Source organism: Methylocapsa polymorpha (genome assembly GCF_045689225.1).
Classification (GTDB): domain Bacteria; phylum Pseudomonadota; class Alphaproteobacteria; order Rhizobiales; family Beijerinckiaceae; genus Methylocapsa; species Methylocapsa polymorpha.
Genome location: NZ_CP136862.1, coordinates 1,763,487 through 1,783,576 on the forward strand (window position 1 = coordinate 1,763,487; position 20,090 = coordinate 1,783,576).

Sequence of the window (20,090 nt, forward strand, 5' to 3'; positions counted from 1 at the left end):
ATAACTGCTGGGCTTTGTTCGGAGCCTTTAGCCCGGCTCTGTGAGCTGTGGCCCAGCCTGTTCCAGGAGCCGCCGCTTTTTGTCCATCGCTTCCCGCCTGAACCTATCCGATCTATTTCATCCGGCGGTCGCCGCCTGGTTTGATCGCTGCTTCAGCGCGCCCACATCCGCTCAAGCGCAGGCCTGGCCCGCCATCCAGGCGGGCCGCCATACGCTGATCGCCGCGCCGACCGGGTCAGGCAAGACGCTGGCGGCGTTCCTCGCGGCGATCGACCAGCTGGTGCGGCAAGGCGCTGAGGGCCGCCTCGCGGACGAGACACAAGTGGTCTATGTCTCGCCCTTGAAGGCTTTGTCGAACGATATCCAGCGCAATCTGGAGGCGCCGCTGGCCGGAATCCGGGAGGCGCTGCAGGCTCAAGGTCTGCCGGACGTCGATATACGCGCCTGGGTCCGCACCGGCGACACTCCCACCGCCGAGCGCGACCGGATGCGCCGCCGCCCGCCGCATATTGTCGTGACCACGCCGGAATCGCTCTACATTCTGCTCGGCTCCGAATCCGGCCGCAAGATGTTGGCGACGACGCGGACCGTGATCGTGGACGAGATCCACGCCTTGGCGCCGAACAAGCGCGGCGCGCATTTGGCGCTGTCGCTGGAGCGCCTCGACGCGCTTTGTGGGTGCCGGCTGCTCCGGATCGGCCTCTCGGCCACCCAGAAGCCGATCGAGACGGTTGCGCGCTTCCTGGTTGGGGCTGACCCCGCCGGATCTTCGGAATGCAAGATTGTCGACACGGGCCATATCCGCGCCCGCGACATTAAGCTGGAAGTCCCGTCTTCGCCGCTCGAAGCGGTCATGTCCGGGGAGGTCTGGGAGCAGGTCTATGACCGGCTGGCCTCGCTCGCCGAGGCGCACAGCACGACGCTGGTCTTCGTCAATACCCGCCGGATGGCCGAGCGCGTCGCCCGTCAGCTATCCGAGCGGCTCGGCAAGGATCAGGTGACGGCGCACCATGGCAGCATGGCGAAGGAGCTGCGGCTGGATGCCGAGCAGCGGCTCAAGCGCGGCGCGCTGAAGATGCTGGTCGCAACCGCCTCGCTCGAGCTCGGCATCGATATTGGCGATGTCGATCTCGTCTGCCAAATCGGCTCTCCCCGCTCCATCGCGAGCTTCCTGCAACGTGTCGGACGCTCAGGACATGCGGTCGGCGGCACGCCGAAGGGGCGGCTGTTCCCATTGTCTCGCGACGAGCTGGTGGAATGCGCGGCGCTGCTCGACAGCGTCCGCCGCGGCGAGCTCGACCAGCTCGCGATCCCGGACCAGCCGCTGGATGTGCTCGCGCAGCAGGTCGCGGCCGAAGTCGCCGCGCAGGAATGGAGCGAGGATGAGCTCTGCTCGCGCTGTTTCGCCGCGCTTGGCCTTACCGCTGTCTAGCGCGGGAAAATTTTTCGACGTGGTCCCGCGCATGCTGGCCGAGGGCTTCAGCACGCGCCGCGGCGCCGCGGGCTTTTGGTGCATCACGATGCGGTCAATCACATGCTGCGGGCCGGCGCGGCGCGCGCCTGACCGCGCTGACGTCGGGCGGCGCCATTCCAGACACGGCCGATTATCAGGTCGTTCTGGAGCCGGAGAACCAATCGATTGGATCGGTGAACGAGGATTTCGCCGTCGAGAGCTTGGCCGGCGACGTATTCCAGCTCGGCAATAATTCCTATCGAATCAGGCGGATCGAGCGGGGCGTGGTGCGTGTGGAGGATGCGCATGGCATGTCTCCGACGATTCCTTTCTGGCTTGGCGAGGCGCCTGGGCGCAGCGACGAGCTGTCGCAATCAGTGTCGCGGCTGCGGGGAGCGATCGAAGCGCGCCTTGAGGACGGAGCGAATGACGAGCGCATCGGCGCCTGGCTCGCGAAGGAGGCCGGCGTCGTCGAGCCGGCCGCGCGGCAGCTCGCCGAATATCTGACTGCGTCTCATGCGGCGCTCGGCTGCCTGCCGACGCAGGAGACGATCGTGCTGGAGCGCTTCTTCGACGAAGCCGGGGGCATGCAGCTCGTCATTCACTCGCCTTATGGCAGCCGCCTCAACCGGGCCTGGGGCCTCGCGCTGCGCAAGCGCTTCTGCCGCAAGTTCAATTTCGAGCTTCAGGCGGCGGCGACCGAGGACAATATTGTCCTGTCGCTCACGACCGCGCATAGTTTCGAGCTGGGCGAGGCGGCGCGCTACCTGCATTCGGCCAGCGTGCGATCCCTTCTTATCCAGGCGCTGCTCGACGCGCCTATGTTCGCGGTGCGCTGGCGCTGGGCGGCTGGCGTCGCGCTGGCCCTGCCGCGGCGGCGCGGCGGCAAGAAAGTTCCGCCGCAGCTGTCGCGCATGGAGGCGGAAGACCTGATCGGGGCCATATTTCCGGATCAGCTCGCCTGCGCCGAGAACCTTGTCGGAGAGCGCGAGATCCCGGACCACCCGCTGGTGAGGCAGACCATAGCGGATTGCTTGAATGATGCGATGGACATCGCGGGCCTGGAGCATTTGCTGGCTCGCCTGGAGGCGGGAGAAATCCGCGTCGTTGCGCGCGACCTGACGGAGCCCTCGCCGCTCGCCCTCGAGGTGCTGGCGGCGAAGCCCTACGCCTATCTGGACGATGCGCCCTCGAAGAGCGCCGCACGCAGGCCGTGATGGGCCGGCGCTGGCTCGCCCCGAAGCCGCGTCCGACATCGGCCGGCTCGATCCCGAGGCGATTGAGCGCGTCCGCGCGGAAACCTGGCCCGATCCGGCGAATGCGGATGAATTGCATGACGCGCTCGCCTGGCTCGGCTTCCTCGGCGCGGGTGAAGTCGTGGCGCAGCCGAGCTGGAGCGATTGGCTCGCGGCGCTCGCGCGGCAGAACCGCGTGACCCGACTGAACGGAACGGGGACGGGCATCTGGATCGCCGCCGAGCGGCTGGCTCAGTTCCGGGCTTTGTGGCCGCAAGCGAGACTAGAGCCGGCGATCGCCGTTCCCGCCGCCTATGCCGACCGGGACTGGTCCCCCGAGGCGGCCTTGGTTGAGATTCTGCGGACGGCTCGAAGGCGAGGTTCCGGCTGCGCCGGGCGCGCTGGCTGCGCTGCTTGGGCTCGCGCTAACGGAGATCGCATCGGCGCTTGCGGCGCTCGAGGTCGAGGGCTTCGCCATGCGCGGGCGGTTCACGCCCGGCGCCAAGGCCGACGAATGGTGCTCTCGGCGGCTGCTCGCCCGCATCCATCGCTACACAATCAAGCGCCTGCGCGCCGAGATCGAGCCCGTCGCCGCGCGCGACTTCCTGCGCTTCCTGTTCGCCTGGCAGCATGTGACGGCGGATGCGCGGATGGAAGGCCGGATGCGGTCGGCGCGACCGTCGCGCGGCTCGAAGGGTTCGAGGCGCCGGCGGGGGCGTGGGAGACCGAGATTCTTCCCGCGCGCATCGCCGATTACGAGCCGGCCTGGCTCGATGACGAATGCCTCGCGGGCCGCGTCGCCTGGGCGCGGCTGAAGCCTGGCAACGGGCGGTCGAACGGCGCCGAGCGCAGCAGCGCGGCCCCGGTGCGAACGACGCCGATCGCGCTTCTGGCGCGCCGCCATGCGCCGCTCTGGCGAGCCCTGTCGGCGAACGGGGAAACTGTACAGCCGAGCGGCCGGGCTCAAGCGGTCGCCGATTTTATTCGGGAGCATGGCGCGTCCTTTTTTGACGAACTGGCCGCAGGCGCCGGGCTTTTGCGCACCGAGGCCGAGGAAGCCCTGGCCGAATTGGTGGCGCTTGGCCTTGTGGCGTCGGACAGTTTCGCTGGATTGCGCGCGCTCCTTGTCCCATCCGATAGACGCAAGCTCAGCGCGGGAGGACGCCGCAGGCGTCGCACTGTCGACTATGGCATGGAGGACGCGGGCCGCTGGGCCCTCGCGCGAGGCGGCAAGGCCGCGCCGAGCGGCGGAGGGCTGGCGCCGAGGCCGTCGAACACGCGGCCCACGCGCTGCTGCTTCGCTACGGCGTCGTGTTCTGGCGTTTGCTGGAGCGCGAGGCAGGCTGGCTGCCGCCATGGCGCGATTTGCTGCGCGTCTATCGGCGGCTGGAGGCGCGTGGCGAGATCAGAGGCGGGCGGTTCGTCGCCGGTTTCTCCGGCGAGCAGTTCGCGCTTCCAGACGCCATTGGCCTTTTGCGTGAGACGAGGCGCAAGGACAGGTCCGGCGAGCTTGTGTCGCTCTCCGGCGCCGACCCGCTGAATCTCATGGGCGTATTGACCCCAGGGCCGAAGCTCGCGGCGCTGACCGGCAATCGTTTGCTCTATCTCGATGGCCTGCCGATCGCTTCGCTCTCCGGGGGAGAGACGCGTTTCCACGAGACGCTGGATGCAGCCGCCGAATGGCAGGCCCGGAAGGCCTTGCTCCGCGCCGCGGCGCCGCCTGCGATGGCCGATCTCTCCGCCTCTTGACCGGATGCGCGCGTAAGTCATTGATTCCGCGCACTGGGGCGCTTGCGTCAAGTTACCGTGACGAAGCTCGGCCACAGATGCTCTCGACAAAGCGTCGGCTGATCCTTACCGTCGCCGGTCTCAGCGTAGCGAAAATGGCGCGGCCGACGCTTCCGACAGGAGGGCTCCGAGCTTTGCAAACCGCACGAGCTCGCTAACGACGCGGCGATTCGGACGCCGATTGGTTCGGGAGGGCAATGGCGTGCCGACCGCCGGGACAAGCTCGAATTATCTTGTGGACCACAGCTCGCTTCGCGCGTCGCATGGCCTGGATGATTCCGTATTCGATGACGTCCGCGCCGTCGGCGGCCGCCTGACCGCCCGGGTCCCGGAGTTGATCAAAGATTTTTACGGATGGCTCTCGGGGCTCCCAGAGTTCGGGCGATTCTTGTCCAACGAACAGCTGCTTGCGCGCGTGAAAGGCCAACAGGCCGAATATTGGAAAGATTTTCTCCGCGCCGAGGTCGACGAGGCTTACGTGGAGCGCCGGCGCGTGGTCGGCCAGGCGCATGCCCGGATCGAACTTGGGCTCCTTATCTATCTGCAGGCTATGGAGTTCGTCTCGGCCTGGCTCAGGCGCGAAATCGAAGCTGACCAAAGCCTTCGCGACAGGCCTATGGCTACGCTATCCATCCGCAAGCTGATCGAGTTTGATTCAGCCATTGTGGTGGACACATATGGCGCGCGAACCGCGCGCAGCCTTGAGGAGCAACGGCGGCGGCTGGAGCATGTCGCAGGCGTCATGCGCGCAGTGACGGAGGGCGACCTCAGTCCTCGGATCGATGTGACAGGGCCCGAGGACGTCCTTGGGACGTCCCTCAACGAGATGGTCCAAAGCCTTCGGAACATCGCCCGCGAGATGGGGCTCATCGCCCGGGGGAACTACTCGGCGCATGTTCCCCCAAGAAGCGAGAAGGACGAGCTTGGGATCTCGCTGCAGGCGATGACCCTCGCGCTGAGGGAGGCGGCGGAAAAAAACGAGCAGCACATTTGGCTGTCCAAGACCCAGACGGAGCTTGGCCAAGCCATGAGCGGCAACCCGAGCGTGAGGGAACTGTCGCAGCGGGTGCTCTCGCATCTCTGCCGCGCGCTCGACGTGCAGGTGGGCGCGCAATATATCCTCGATGACGGAAGTGGAACGCTGCGCTTGGCGGGAGCCTACGCCATCGCCGAAGGCAAAGGCGCGCGGGAGCGCTGGAAGCTCGGCGAAGGACTCGTCGGTCAGGCCGCGCAGGAGAAGCGGCGCATTCTCGTGAACGATGTTCCCGAGGACAGCATCCGAATCCATTGGGGACTTGGGGAGGCCCTACCCAAAAGTCTTGTTGTCTTGCCTCTAGTCCATGAAGGCGAAGCGCGGGGCGTCATCGAGCTCGGCTCGCTTGGGCGGTTCTCAAGGGCGCAGCTGGACCTTCTCGATTATGCGTCGTCGAGCGTCGGCCTGGCGATCAGCGCCGCCGAGACTCGGGCGCGGGTCCAGCAGCTTTTGGAAGAGTCTCAGGCGCAGGGCGAGGAGCTTACGACGCAGCAGGAGGAGCTTCGTCAGGTCAATGATACGCTCGAAGAACATATGCGCGCGCTCGAGTCGCAGAAGGAGAGCCTCCTTGCGACGGAGACGGTCCTCCGGCAGAAGGCGGCGGAGCTCGAACGGACCAGCCGCTACAAGTCCGAATTCCTCGCCAACATGTCCCACGAGCTGCGAACGCCGCTGAACAGCTCGCTGATCCTCGCCAAGCTCCTCAGCGACAACAAGGAAGGCAATCTTTCGCCAGAGCAGGTCAAATATGCGCAGAGCATCTCGGCTGCTGGGAATGACCTGCTTACGCTCATCAACGACATCCTTGACCTGTCGAAGATCGAGGCGGGGAAGATCGATCTGAACATCGAGCCGGTCGCCGTCTCTCGCCTCGTAAGCAATCTCAAGCATCGCTTCGAGCTGCTCGCCTCCGAGAGGAAGCTCGAGTTCTGCGTGGCCGTTGATCCGAGCTGTCCGCAGACGATCGACACCGATCCGCAACGCCTTCAACAGATCTTGTCGAACCTTCTCTCCAACGCCGTGAAGTTCACGGAGAAGGGGACGGTCCGGCTGCTTGCGGCGCCGAAAGATTCGCGGCGCATCGCCTTCACGGTGGAGGACACGGGCATCGGGATTCCTGTTGAGCAACAGGACATCATCTTCGAGGCGTTCCGACAGGCGGACGGCACGACGAATCGGAAGTTTGGCGGCACCGGCCTCGGCTTGTCCATCTCCCGCGAGCTAGCAGGGCTTTTGGGCGGCCAGATCCGCGTCCGCAGCGCGGCGGGAGAAGGAAGCGCCTTTACCCTGCTCATTCCGCATCAAGCACAAGCGGAAGCCATGGTCGCGGCGCTTCCGTCCTCGGCTCCCAGGACCGAGGCTGGACGCCATCAGCCAGCGGAGGCGGCGCGACCCTTTGTCGAAGACGATCGCGACTTGATCACGGACCCGGCCCGAGCAGTGCTCGTCATCGAGGACGATCCAGTTTTCGCCGAGATCCTTCGCGACCTCGCCCGCGAGCTCGGGTTCCAATGCATCACCGCCGGGACGGCCGAGACGGGCTTGCGTCTTGCTCGCGAATATCGGCCGGAGGCGGTTTTGCTCGACATCGGGCTGCCCGACCAATCGGGCCTGACCGTCCTCGAGCTTCTCAAGCGCGACCCTTCGACCCGGCACGCGCCGATCCATGTGGTCTCGGTCCACGACTATCAGCAGGTCGCTCGGGAGATGGGAGCCGTCGGCTACATGCTGAAGCCGGTCAAGCGCGAGCAACTCGTGTCCGCCTTCCGTCTTCTGGAGGAGCGGTTCTCGCGCAAGGCGAAGGCCATCCTCATCGTGGAGGACGAAGGCGTTCAGCGCAGCGCATTGACCAAGCTCCTCGCTTCCGACGACGTCGACATCGTCGCTGTGGCGACGGCCGAGGAGGCGCTCCGGCAAATTCGTGGCGCTACATTCGACTGCGTTGTTCTGGACCTCATGCTGCCGGACGTGAGCGGCTTCGAGCTGTTGGACCGGATGAGCAGGGACGAAAGCTGCGCGCTCCCGCCCGTGATCGTCTACACGGCGCGTTCGCTGACTGTCGATGAAGAGCAAAAGCTCCGGCGCCTGTCGAAATCCATCATCGTCAAAGGCGCGCGCTCGCCGGAACGGCTCCTGGAGGAAGTGACGCTGTTCCTGCACCAGGTCGAATCCAAGCTGCCGCCCGAAAAGCAATGGATGCTCAGGGTTGTGCGCGATCGAGAGGCCATTCTTGACGGCCGTCGCGTCTTGCTGGTCGAGGATGATGTGCGCAACATCTTCTCCCTGACCGCCGTGCTTGAGCGCGAGGGCGTTGTCGTGGACATCGCAAGAAACGGCAAGGAGGCTCTCGTGCGGCTGGATCGAGCGCCGTCCGTCGACGTCGTCCTGATGGACATTATGATGCCCGAGATGGATGGGTTCGAGGCGACGCGAGAAATCCGCAAGAGGAATGGATTGGCGTCGCTTCCAGTCATTGCTCTGACCGCGAAGGCGATGGCCGACGACAGGCAGCAATGCCTCGCCGCCGGCGCAAACGACTACATCGCCAAGCCGATCGACGTCGAGAAGCTTCTGTCGCTGATCCGCGTGTGGATGCCGAAATGACGGCCTCCGACGCGCAAGAAGAGAACGACCTAGAGCTGGATCTGCTTCTTGAAGCCATATATCGGACATATCACTATGATTTTCGAGGCTATGCTCGCTCGTCATTGCGTCGAAGCGTGGCCCGGGGGCAATCCGCGCTCGGGAGTCCCACGATCACCCATCTCCTCGATCGCATCCTTCACGAATCGGAGGCGTTCGCCGAGCTGCTTCGATATTTGACGATTCAGGTGAGCGAGTTTTTCAGAGACCCTGGGTACTTCCGCCTGCTGCGGGAGAAGGTCATGCCGCATCTGGCCACCTACCCATCCCTGAGGATCTGGGTCGCGGGATGCGGAACCGGGGAGGAGGCCTATTCAATCGCCATAATTCTCCACGAAGAAGGGTTGCTTGAGCGGTCGCTCATCTACGCTACGGACATCGATATGGAGAGCCTTAAGATCGCCGAAGCCGGCGTCTATGAACTTGGGCGCTTGCGCGGATTCAGCGAGAACTACTTTCGATCGGGCGGCCGAGCATCGCTGTCGGACTATTACGCCATTGCGCCGTCGCGCGCCGCTTTTACGCCGATGCTGCGCAAGCATATCTTGTTTTCCGATCACAGCCTTGCGACGGACGCCGCCTTCGCCGAAATGCAACTCGTGTCGTGCCGCAATGTCCTTATCTACTTCGATCGGGAGCTGCAGGACCGGACCATCGGCCTGTTTCGTGAGTCTCTGTGTCCGCGCGGCTTCTTGGGACTCGGTCCCAAGGAGACGCTGACGTTTTCGGATCATGCGAATTCCTTCGAAGCGCTCGCAAACGATGAGCGAATCTATCGGATGAAATGATGGATAGCATCGAGAACGGATCATCTGAACCGGCCCATTGGCATGGTCCCGCGGACTCCTCCTCGCGACGGAAGGCGCATGACGACCGGAGCTCGGCGACGGATCTCCCGGTTGTGCTCATCGTCGACGACGTCGCCGATAATCTCCTCGCATTCGAGGGGATGCTCCGACGCGACGATGTGGAGATCGTGACCGCCCTCTCTGGACGCGCCGCGCTCGATATTCTTCTCGACCGGAATGTCGCGCTGGCCATCATCGACGTCCAGATGCCTGAGATGGATGGGTTCGAGCTTGCGGCGCTCATGCGTGGCGTAGAAAAGACACGCTACGTGCCGATCGTCTTCGTCACGGCGGGTTCGAGAGAGCCGTCGCGCGTGTTCAAAGGATATGAGGTCGGCGCCGTCGACTATCTGTTCAAGCCTGTCGACGAGCGGGTTCTTCGAGGCAAGGTCGACGTCTTCGTCACGCTCGAGAAGCAAAGGCAGCAGCTTCTGCAGGCCGATCGGATGCGCGAGATGTTCGTCGGCATTCTTGGTCATGACCTGCGGAATCCGCTCCAAGGAATCTTGATGACGGCCGAGCTCGTCCTGAGCCGCTCGAAAGACGAGACTATGCGCAAACCGCTTGAGGGGATCCGTCAATGCGGCGACCGCATGGCGCGGATGATCGAGCAGATTCTGGATCTGACGCGGATCCGACTCGGCGGCGGTCTGTTATTGTCGTCGACGCCTGTGGATTTCCACAGCATCGTCGAGCAGGTTATCGAGGAATTCGCGGAGCACGAGAGTCGCTTTAGCGTTGAAGTCGTTGGCGACACCCATGGGTCGTGGGACATCGATCGCATTCTGCAGGTCCTCTCAAACCTTGCCGGAAACGCCGTGGAGCATAGTCCGCCGGGCGCGCCGGTGCTCATTCGGGTGGATGGGAGGCTCGACGACGCGCTCGAATGCGAAGTGCGCAATGGCGGGCCGGGCGTGCCGAGCGGACTCCGCGACGCTCTCTTCGAACCATTTCGCGGTCGCGACCGCACGCGTGGATTAGGTCTCGGACTCTTCATCTGCAAGCAGATCGTCGTGGCGCATGGGGGGACGATCGAGTTCGAGTCGAGCGATGAGTCCGGGACGCGCTTCCAGATCTCGCTTCCCCGCCACACGGCTTTTGGGGGCGCGGATGATTTCGGCGAGGGCTCAGTCTTCGCCGCCGAGGCCATGCTCCCGCGGAGCGAGGCGGGACTGCGGCGGGAGCGTCATCGGCGTGGAACGGATGACAGGATCGCTGACGGAGCTTGCCGCGCCGGCGCGATCCTGGTCGTCGACGACGATCCTAGCGTGCGCGATTCGCTTGAATTTCTCCTGAATATGGACGGTCATCAGGTGATGGCGGCCGCTGACGGCGATGAGGCGGCGGAGATTGTCGCCCGCAACGGCGTTCGGCCGGACATGGTCATCGTCGACTATAATTTGGCCGAAGGCGTAATTGGCCTTCAAGTCGTGACGCGGCTGCGCGAGAGGCTCGGTCATGATTTGCCGGCGCTCATCCTGACTGGCGATAGATCGACCGGATCCTTGCGCAACATCGCGCTCCACAATTGCACGCAGCTCAGCAAGCCAGCGAAATTGGAAGAGCTGACGCAAGCCATCCAGCGGCTGCTCGAATAGGTCATCCAGCGTCCGATGGACTCAGTCCAACTTCCGCCGACGCCGTAAATATATGGCAAAAGACATTATCAAATTTGAGGGCGACCTGAGACGGGGTCATTGTTTCAACGAGGCGAAGCCGATGAGCCGAGCGTAAGCCGCCTGCCGAGCGCCTGCCCGGGCATTTCCACCAATCGATATCCGACAATCGACAGCAATAAAGTGAGAGAAAATCCTACAATCAACCAAATATCCGAAGGGCTATAAGTCTTGGCGATGGCGAGCGCGAGCGGATGAAGCATATAGGTCGAGAAACTTATGGCTCCTAGCGACCCCAATATCGGATTGTTGAAAAATCCAGAATGATGGAGTCTTGGGACGACGCTAACCAACAGGAACAGAGCAGGCGCCACGATCCAAGGAACCACGGCTTGCATCATCGTAATATTAGGATGCCTAAAATATCCGAACGCGACGACGTTGCCGATTGTTGTTACTATGACGAAGGCGCTCGCGTCGATCGCCAAACGGCGAGCGCTGACCTCTCCTATCAAGTAGCGATAAATCCGGCAGCCAAGTATTGCGATATAGATCATTCCAATACGGCCAAGCGGCAGGCGATGGTCAAACCAAAGCGAGGCCGCGACAAGCGCGATCATGCCCAATGGCGCGCCAATCGCCAGCCAATTATCAAAACGGCGGCCAAAAAATAGGAGCGACAGCGCGAAAAGCGCATACCACGCAAATTCCAGGCTGAGCGTCCAAGTCACGCCAAGCAAGGGTTCTACGTGAACATAGTCCTGTATCAATAATAAATTCGCCGCCCAATCGCCCAGACTTGCGGATCTCGCCATGGCGAACTCGGGTAGATTGCCAAACCATCCGGCAATCGCCACGGCGGCAAAAGCGAATAACACCAAAGGATAAATCCGAAAAATCCGCCGTATGGCGAATCTTCGGAGTTCGAAGGTCTTGCCCGCCGTCATTGGAATGACAAAACCGCTGATGATAAAAAACAGGACCACGCCAAAGACGCCTGGGGAGAATATTTCACAGAATTGTCGGCCTAGTTCGCCATTTTGTTCGAGTGAATGTTGCAACAAAACTGCAACGGCGGCGATGAACCGCAACGCATCAAGGAAAACTATGCGATGCAACGGCTTAGAAGATGAAATACCATTCTTTTTTGGAGGGGCGTAACTCAATAAAGGCAAGTCCACAACCGCAACTCCTGATCGAACTCGTCATGGTTGTAACCTTAGACCATGTTGGAAGTTGAGCCAAATGGGCAGGCCAGTTCGTCAGCTCCAGCCATCCTCACCGGGAGAAGCGTGAACATTTTCCAAGCGTTTTCAAGGTGTTGAAGCAGATCGTCGTCGCGCCCTCATCCTTTCGGCGGGGGTCCAAGCGAATGAAACGGTTATCGTCGCAGGTCGATCGCTTCCGCTGCTTCGGGGTTGGGTTGAGCGATCGGCGATCCGGAGGGATCTCGCGGGCTATTCGGGAAACGCAGCCTTATGACCGCGGGCCCGCGCGCGCGCGATGGCTGTAAGGCGGAGAGCCGGTCGGGAGCGGAAGCGCAGGCTTTCGCGCGGCTAGGCCGAGCATCATCCCGAACGTCGCCCCGACGCCAACGCCAATATCGGGGGTCGTGCCCGCCAGAGACGCCATGATAAATCCTGGCAGCAAGCTGAACTTTAGCGCCGTCAAATATTCGGCCGCATAGGGATCGGCGGGGCGGCGCAGGAGGAACAGGCGCACTATGAACAAGCCGAGCAACCCCGCCCCGATGGCTCCGGTATTGCTCAAGATGGCGACGAACCAATTCGACGTTCGGTCCGAACCGAGGCCTACGCCTAGTCCCTTCGTCGCGAAAAAGGCCTCCATCCCGACTCTGGTCCACATGCTCCGCTCGACATAGGACTCCGACTCGGTCTTCTTGAAGATGATCGAATCCAGCATCTCATAGACGGGATCCAGCAGCGCCGGCGATAGAGTGACCACGATGAGGATTGCGAAGGCGGCGGAGAAGGCGGCGAAGGCCTCCCATTTCAGCTCCTCGCGGCCCGGAGCTCGGGGATCCAGACTGCGGCGCACCCAGTTCGCCGCGAAAACGATCGCGAAAAAGGCGATGCCGACATAGGCCGTCGAAGAGGTTGAAAGCACGCCCATCACGATAAGGCCAAGGATAATCGCAGGCGCGACGCGGCGGCGCAGCGCATCTTGATAACATGGGCGCAAGAAGGCGAGGTTCGCGGCGGCTCCAATGCAGATTGCGCCATAGGCCGAGGCTTCCGGCATCAGGCCCACGACCCGCCGCCTGCCGCCGACGACTTCGACGTCGAGCATCAAACCGTAGGTCGCATTGCGGAAGGGCTCCAGAAGGTCGGCGAGTCCGACGGAGCTCAGCGCCATGTCGACGAGGCCAGTTGCGATCACTACGGCGCCGCCGAGAAGCGACGCCAGAAGATAATGCTGGCGGAAATCGGGTCGCCTGGCCATGAGCGTGATCGCGAGCGCCATGCCGACAGAAAGCGCCATATAGGCCGGCTGAGTGATGTTCGCCGCGCTCGGTTCGAGGAGAACGGGCCACGGAAGCTGCACGTTGATCGGAATGACCGGGACCGAGTGCATGAAGAGCCGCGGCATCGCATAGGCGGAAAGAAAGCCGTAGGCCAGGAACATGAAAAGAAGCCCGAGCTGCGCCGGATCGAGCGCGGCGTTGAGGGCGCGGGTCGGGTGATCGTCCTGAAGCAGGGTCTTCCCGATGAAAAACACTGCGACGACTGATTGCGGCAAAAGGTTAGCGCCGCCGACAGCCTCGCCGGGCACCATTTGCAAGGACCCGAAACTGCCTGCCGCCAAGAAGACATAGAGAAGAATTGGCCCGCGCCTAAAGACGCTAACGATGATCAAGAGCCAAAAGAGAACGGCGGGCCAAGTCACATCGAACTCGAGTCATGCCGGGCCACGTAAGATTGCCACGCGTTGATAGCAGCGCGAAGCGGCTGCGGCAACCGCTGCTTCGTCCTTCGCATCATTGGCCCCGCTTCCTCCCGGCCCTCGCTACCCCGCGCCCAAAAGCCTTACCGCTTCTCGGCGCTCGAACAGGTTGAGCAGCAGGCGCAAGGCTTCGCCCCGCGCGCCTTCGAGGCGCGGATTTTCGGCGACGATCTGCTGCGCCTGCGCCCGCGCCAGCGCCAGCAGAGGCCCATGCGCGGCGAGATCGGCGAGGCGAAAGCCCGGCAGGCCGGATTGCCGCGCGCCCAGCACGTCGCCCTCGCCGCGCAGGCGCAGATCCTCTTCGGCGATGCGAAACCCGTCTTCCGTCTCGCGCATGATCTCGATCCGCGCCTTGGCGGTTTCGCCGAGCGGTCCCTTGTAGAGCAAGAGGCAAGAGGATTTGCCGGCGCCGCGTCCGACGCGTCCGCGCAATTGATGCAATTGGGCGAGGCCGAACCGCTCGGCATGTTCGATGACCATGATGGTTGCCTCAGGTACGTCGACGCCGACTTCGATGACGGTGGTCGCCACCAGAATTTGCGTCGCGCCCTCCGCGAAACTGGCCATGGCTGCGTCCTTGTCGCGGCTTTTCATCTTGCCATGAACCAGCCCGACTTTCTCGCCGAAGATGTCCTGCAAATGGGCGAAGCGATCCTGCGCGGCGGCGACGTCGAGGGCTTCGCTTTCCTCCACGAGCGGGCAGACCCAGAAGGCGCGGGCGCCCGCTCCGATCGCCCGCCGCAGTCTCGCGACGAGCTCATCCGTGCGCTCGAGCGGCAGCGCGCGGGTCTCGACGCTTTGCCGCCCGGCCGGCTTTTCGGTCAAGGTCGAGATGTCCATGTCGCCGAAATAGGTCAGCGCCAAAGTGCGCGGAATGGGCGTCGCGGTCATCACGAGAATATCGGCGGCGTGGCCTTTTTCGCCGAGGGCGAGACGCTGATGCACGCCGAAGCGATGCTGCTCGTCGACCACGGCCAGTCCAAGATCACGAAAGGCGACGCTTTCCTGGAAAAGCGCATGGGTGCCGACCACGATGTCGACGGCGCCGGAGGCGAGCCCGTCGAGAATCTTGCCGCGCTCCGAACCCTTGTCGCGGCCGGTGAGGAGCGCGAGCTTCAGCCCGGCGCTGTGAGCGAATTCGCCGAGAGACTGGTAATGCTGACGGGCGAGAATCTCGGTCGGCGCCATCAAGCCGGCCTGCCGCCCGGCTTCGACGCAAGAGGCCATGGCGAGAAGGGCGACAAGCGTCTTGCCGGATCCGACATCGCCCTGCAAAAGACGCAGCATCCGATATGGGCCGCCGAGATCGGCGCGGATTTCGCCCAAGACTTTCTCTTGCGACCCGGTCAAGGAAAAAGGCAGGGCGGCCAAAATCTTGTCGGCGATGCGCCCGTCGCCGCGGCTCGCGCGGCCCGGCGACCGCCGCATCCGCGCCCGCACCAGGCCGAGCGCAAAGCTGGCCCGCGAGCAATTCGTCGAGCGCCAGCCTGACCCTGGCCGGGGAGTCTGGCGCGATGGCTTGGGGTTCGTCCGGCCGATGCGCGTCGCGCAAGGCCTGCGCGAAAGAGGGCAGCGTCCGAAAGATTGGCGCGCTCCTATCATGCCATTCCGGCAGAGCCGGGACCCGCGCCACGGCCGCGTCAATGGCCTTGGCGAGGACTTTGGGATAAAGTCCTTCCGTCAGCGCATAGACCGGCTCGATCGGCGGCATTTTGGCGAATCCTTCCGCGTCGAGCACGCGGTCGGGATGCACCATCTGACGATGGCCCTCCCAAAGCTCGAGCTTGCCGGAAATCCAGCGCCTTGCGCCGAGCGGCAGGCTTTTTTCGATCCATTGTGGGTTGGCGAGAAAGAAAACCAGGAGAACGTCGCCGGTCTCATCCTCGACGAGGACCTTATAGGGCGCCTTGGAGCGCGGCCCTGGCGGCCGGTGATCGACGACAATGGTCTCGAGCGTCACCACCCCGCCGATCGGCGCGTCGGCGATCTTTGGCCGGTTGCGCCGATCGATCGTCGCAGTGGGCAGATGAAAGAGAAGATCGACGACGCGGGCCCCGCTCGCGCCTTCGCCAAGAAGCCTATCGAGAAGCTTTCCGGTCTTCGGTCCGACGCCCGGAAGGCTCGCGGCCGAGGCGAACAGAGGATTGAGAAGAGAGGGCCGCATCGCGAAACGTCTTCGGGTTTTTTGAAAGCTGACAGGCGGTAAAGGCAAGGCTATATAGGCAATTAGGTCGCGTTGGGCGTTCCGGCTTTCGCCGGATGAATGGTTTTCCCCGGCGTCGGAGTTCAATTCATGTCCGGCTCTCAGGCGCCCGCCGCGCAACTCGACGCCCGCCGCCGCCGGATCGTATTTCGGTCGAGGCATCGCGGAATGCTTGAAATGGACCTTATCATGGGCCGTTTCATCGACGCGGAGATCGCCAATCTCAGCGATAGCGAACTCGACGATGTCGAGGCCCTGCTGGACGCGCCCGACCCCGACGTTTTCGCCTGGGCGACGGGCGAGGCCGAGCCGCCGGCCCGCTATGATACGCCGGTTTTCCGCAAGATCGTCGCCTTCCATTCCCATGTCGGCCCTATACATAATTGATCCGGATTTCTCGGCGGAGCCGTTCGGGCGGCGTTTCTTGTGACGAAGGGCCTCAGGGCTCGAAGCTCGAATTTTCGCTATTCCAGTGAATAAGTGAATAGTGGAGAAGGTAGCCAGCTCTTTGAATTTGAGCGATTTCCTTTTCGATCACTTGGGCCTGCATGGCCGGCGCGCGCCCTCGGCGTTCCCTGCAGCGCCGACGCACAAGGCCTTGCTTGTAAGACGCCGCCCTTGGCGAAGGATTTGAACATTCTCGCGGAATAGGCTTAGTGCGCGTTCGACCGGAACGCCCAAATTATCGAACGGGTATTGCGCCCCTCCCTGTCCTTCAGGCAAAAACCTTCGAACCGAATTCGCAACCGTGACTGACTTCAAACGCGCAATCGCTGAGCTCGCCAAAGGCGGCTCGTTGACGCTTTCTCACCTCGCTGACGGCTTTGACGCCTTCTGCGTCGCCGATCTGACGCGCGCGCTCGCCCGCGACGCGGAAAAGCGGGCCGTGGTTCTGGTGCATGTCGCCCGCGACAGCCAGCGCGCGCGCGCCTTCGGCGAGGCGCTGGGTTTCGCCGCGCCCGACATCGAGATCCTCGATTTTCCGTCCTGGGATTGCCAGCCCTATGACCGGGTGTCGCCCAACGCCGCCGTCTCGGCGCGGCGGATGACGGTGCTTTCGCGCCTCGCCCGCACGCGCTCGGCGCTGGAGCGCCCGCGCATCCTCTCGACCACGGTCAACGCCCTCATTCAGCGGGTGGCGCCTTTGCAGACGATCGCGGGAGACACATTTTCCGCGGCGCCGGGCAATGCTGTCGACATGAACGCGCTCGCGCAATGGCTCGAGACCAATGGCTTCGCCCGCGCCTCGACGGTGCGGGACGCCGGCGATTATGCGGTGCGCGGGGGCATTCTCGATCTTTTCCCGCCCGGCATGACGCAGCCGCTCCGCCTCGATTTTTTTGGCGACACGCTCGAATCGATCCGCACTTTCGATCCGGAGACGCAGCGCACGGTCGGCCAGATGCGCGGCCTCGATCTCGTGCCGATGAGCGAGGTTCAGCTCACCACCGAGACGATGCGCAGGTTTCGCCAGGCCTATGTCGCCTGTTTCGGCGCGCAGACGCGCGGCGACGGGCTTTATGAGGCGATCAGCGAAGGCCGCCGCCACCCGGGCCTCGAACATTGGCTGCCGCTCTTCCACGAGAAGCTCGACACGCTGTTCGACTACGCCGGACCGGCGCCGCTCATCCTCGATCCGCTCGTGGAGGACGCCGCCGGCGAGCGTCTCGCGCTGATCAAGGATTATTACGACGCGCGCAAGAGCGCGCATGACGCCGACCCTAATGGCTCGTCCTATAAGCCCCTGCCGCCCGACCGGCTCTATCTTTCTCCGCCGGAATGGCGGCGGCGCATCGACGGCGCGAGCCTCGTCCGCGCGACGCCGTTCGACCATCCAGACGCCGCCGCGGGTCTTGTCCTCGATTGCGGGTCGAAGCCCGGCCGCAGCTTCGCGCCCGAGCGCGCCGATGAAAACGCCAACGTGTTCAACGCCGCGGTCGAGCAATGTGCGGGCGCTGCAGGCGCGCGGCAAGCGCGTCCTCATCGCCGGCTGGTCGGACGGCTCGCGCGAGCGGCTCGCCCATGTCCTTGCCGACCATGGCCTCACGGACTCAGCGCCGGTCGCCTCGCTGACGCAAGCCCTGGCGCTCGCGCCCGCGGTGCTCGCCCTGGCGGTCATCGGCATCGAGCAGGGCTTCGAGGCGGGGGACCTCGCCCTTATCAGCGAACAGGACATTCTCGGCGACCGGCTGTTGCGCGGCCGCAAGAAGGCGCGCCGCGCCCAGGATTTCCTGACCGAAGTCGGCGCGCTCACGGCGGGAGACCTCGTCGTCCATGTCGATCACGGCATCGGACGCTTCGTCGGACTGCAGGCGATCGAGGCTGCGGGCTGCCCGCATGACTGCTTGGAGCTCCATTACGCCGACGGCGACAAGCTTTTCCTGCCGGTGGAGAATCTCGAGCTTCTGTCGCGCTACGGCTCGGAGGAAACGGAGGTCGCGCTCGACAAATTGGGCGGCGGCGGCTGGCAGAAGCGCAAAGCGCGCATGCGCAAGCGCATCCTTGAAATGGCGGCGGGCCTCATCAAGATCGCCGCCGCGCGGGAGACGAAGGCCGCGCCGAAGCTCGTCCCGCCCGAGGGCCTTTACGCCGAGTTCTGCGCCGGCTTTCCTTATGACGAGACCGAGGACCAGCAGGCCACGATCGACGCGGTGCTCGACGATATGGGGTCCGGCCGCCCGATGGATCGCCTCGTCTGCGGCGATGTCGGCTTCGGCAAGACCGAGGTCGCCTTGCGCGCCGCCTTCGCCGCCGCGATCAACGGTAAGCAGGTCGCGGTGATCGTGCCGACGACGCTGCTTGCGCGTCAGCACTACAAGAATTTTGCGACCCGTTTCGCCCATTTGCCGATTTCGGTCGCGCAAATGTCGCGGATGGCCAGCGCCGCCGATCTGAAGGCCGCGAAAGCCGGCGCGGCGTCGGGGGATGTCGAGATCGTCGTCGGCACCCATGCCGTGCTCGGCAAGGGCGTGGCCTTCAAGGATCTCGGCCTTGTGGTCATCGACGAGGAGCAGCATTTCGGCGTCAAGCACAAGGAGCGGCTCAAGGAATTGCGGGCGGAGGTCCATGTCCTGACATTGTCGGCGACGCCGATCCCGCGGACCTTGCAGCTCGCCTTGACCGGCGTGCGCGAGCTTTCGATTATCGCGACGCCGCCGGTCGATCGGCTCGCGGTGCGAACCTTCATTTCGCCCTTCGACGAATTGCTCGTGCGCGAGGCCTTGCTGCGGGAGAGATATCGAGGCGGCCAGAGCTTTTATGTCTGTCCGCGGATCGAGCATATCGACGAGGCCGCCGCCTTTTTGCGCCAGAACGTTCCGGAGGTGAAATTCGTCGTCGCGCATGGCCAGATGGCGGCGACCGAGCTCGAGGACAAGATGGCCGCCTTTTACGACGGCAAATATGACGTGCTGCTCTCGACCGCGATCGTCGAGTCCGGGCTCGACATCCCGACCGCGAACACGCTCATCGTGCATCGCGCCGATATGTTCGGCCTCGCCCAGCTCTATCAATTGCGCGGCCGCGTCGGGCGCTCGAAAATCCGCGCCTATGCGCTTTTCACCGTTCCGGCCAATCGCACAATGACTCCGCAAGCCGAGCGGCGCTTGAAAGTGCTGCAGTCGCTCGATTCACTCGGCGCGGGGTTCCAGCTCGCGAGCCATGATCTCGATATTCGCGGCGCCGGCAATCTTCTCGGCGACGAACAGTCCGGGCACATCAAGGAAGTCGGCTACGAGCTCTATCAGCAGATGCTGCAAGAGGCCGTCGAAGCCTTGAAAGCGGGAATCGAGGAGCCCGCGGAGGAGACATGGTCGCCTTCGATCACGCTCGGGACCCCGGTCACCATTCCTGAGGATTATATCGCCGACCTGCATCTGCGCCTTGGTCTCTATCGCCGCCTCGCCTCGCTCGAATCCGACGCCGAGATCGAGAGTTTCGCGGCCGAGCTGATCGACCGCTTTGGGCCTTTGCCGGTCGAGGTCGAGCAATTGATGAAGCTCGTCGCAATCAAGGTCTTGTGTCGCCAGGCCCATGTCGAAAAGGTCGAGGCCGGGCCGAAGGGGGTTATTATTGCCTTCCGCGACAATTCCTTCGCCAATCCGCAAGGGCTCGTGCGCTATGTCGCCGAGCAGGGCTCCGAGGCCAAGGTGCGTCCCGACATGAAGATCGTGTTCATTCGCGATTTCGCGGATACGGGCGAAAGATTGGAAGGCGCGCGGAGAATCCTCCGCTCGCTCGCGGCCATTGCGATGAAGAAGGCGGCGTGAGCTTCGTTTTTTCTGCGCCAGCCAATGTCTGTTGGACAT

The 20,090-nt window shown here is 63.6% G+C and carries 10 protein-coding genes and 2 pseudogenes; 9 read left to right on the plus strand and 3 right to left on the minus strand.

The window, feature by feature from the left end; translation table 11 throughout:
* Nucleotides 1-79 precede the first annotated feature (79 nt).
* From RZS28_RS08150 to RZS28_RS08180, 7 genes are all read left to right on the plus strand, one after another.
* Nucleotides 80-1,432: a DEAD/DEAH box helicase gene (locus tag RZS28_RS08150; RefSeq protein ID WP_407340816.1), complete on the plus strand. Its 1,353-nt coding sequence runs from the start codon at nt 80-82 to the stop codon at nt 1,430-1,432.
* Between the two features lie 215 nt (nt 1,433-1,647).
* Complete coding sequence (locus tag RZS28_RS08155) at nt 1,648-2,670, plus strand: hypothetical protein (RefSeq protein ID WP_407340817.1); 1,023 nt, start codon at nt 1,648-1,650, stop codon at nt 2,668-2,670.
* 368 nt (nt 2,671-3,038) lie between these two features.
* Nucleotides 3,039-3,503 carry a hypothetical protein gene (locus RZS28_RS08160; protein WP_407340818.1) on the plus strand — a complete coding sequence of 155 codons (465 nt, stop codon included), beginning with the start codon at nt 3,039-3,041 and terminating at the stop codon, nt 3,501-3,503.
* A gap of 496 nt (nt 3,504-3,999) precedes the next feature.
* Complete coding sequence (locus RZS28_RS08165; protein ID WP_407340819.1) at nt 4,000-4,437, plus strand: hypothetical protein; 438 nt, start codon at nt 4,000-4,002, stop codon at nt 4,435-4,437.
* A gap of 241 nt (nt 4,438-4,678) precedes the next feature.
* Nucleotides 4,679-8,113 (plus strand): response regulator, encoded by a 3,435-nt coding sequence (locus RZS28_RS08170; protein ID WP_407340820.1) that lies wholly within the window; start codon nt 4,679-4,681, stop codon nt 8,111-8,113.
* Nucleotides 8,110-8,940 carry a CheR family methyltransferase gene (locus RZS28_RS08175; protein WP_407340821.1) on the plus strand — a complete coding sequence of 277 codons (831 nt, stop codon included), beginning with the start codon at nt 8,110-8,112 and terminating at the stop codon, nt 8,938-8,940. The genes RZS28_RS08170 and RZS28_RS08175 overlap by 4 nt, the downstream gene beginning before the upstream one ends.
* A complete protein-coding gene (locus RZS28_RS08180) occupies nt 8,937-10,598 on the plus strand; it encodes a response regulator (protein ID WP_407340822.1) in 1,662 nt (553 codons plus the stop codon). The genes RZS28_RS08175 and RZS28_RS08180 overlap by 4 nt, the downstream gene beginning before the upstream one ends.
* A 104-nt stretch (nt 10,599-10,702) precedes the next feature.
* Here RZS28_RS08180 and RZS28_RS08185 read toward each other — a convergent pair whose 3' ends face one another.
* The 3 genes and pseudogenes from RZS28_RS08185 to recG form a co-directional block, all read right to left on the minus strand.
* On the minus strand, nt 10,703-11,797 hold the full coding sequence (locus RZS28_RS08185) for an acyltransferase family protein (RefSeq protein ID WP_407340823.1): 1,095 nt from the start codon (nt 11,795-11,797) through the stop codon (nt 10,703-10,705).
* Between the two features lie 295 nt (nt 11,798-12,092).
* Nucleotides 12,093-13,523: a hypothetical protein gene (locus RZS28_RS08190; RefSeq protein ID WP_407340824.1), complete on the minus strand. Its 1,431-nt coding sequence runs from the start codon at nt 13,521-13,523 to the stop codon at nt 12,093-12,095.
* 120 nt (nt 13,524-13,643) lie between these two features.
* A pseudogene (gene recG / locus RZS28_RS08195) lies at nt 13,644-15,744 on the minus strand (ATP-dependent DNA helicase RecG).
* A gap of 129 nt (nt 15,745-15,873) precedes the next feature.
* On the opposite strand from recG, the gene RZS28_RS08200 reads away from it, so the two are divergent.
* Nucleotides 15,874-16,170 (plus strand): succinate dehydrogenase assembly factor 2, encoded by a 297-nt coding sequence (locus tag RZS28_RS08200; protein WP_407340825.1) that lies wholly within the window; start codon nt 15,874-15,876, stop codon nt 16,168-16,170.
* 361 nt (nt 16,171-16,531) lie between these two features.
* A pseudogene (mfd, locus tag RZS28_RS08205) lies at nt 16,532-20,051 on the plus strand (transcription-repair coupling factor).
* Nucleotides 20,052-20,090 lie beyond the last annotated feature (39 nt).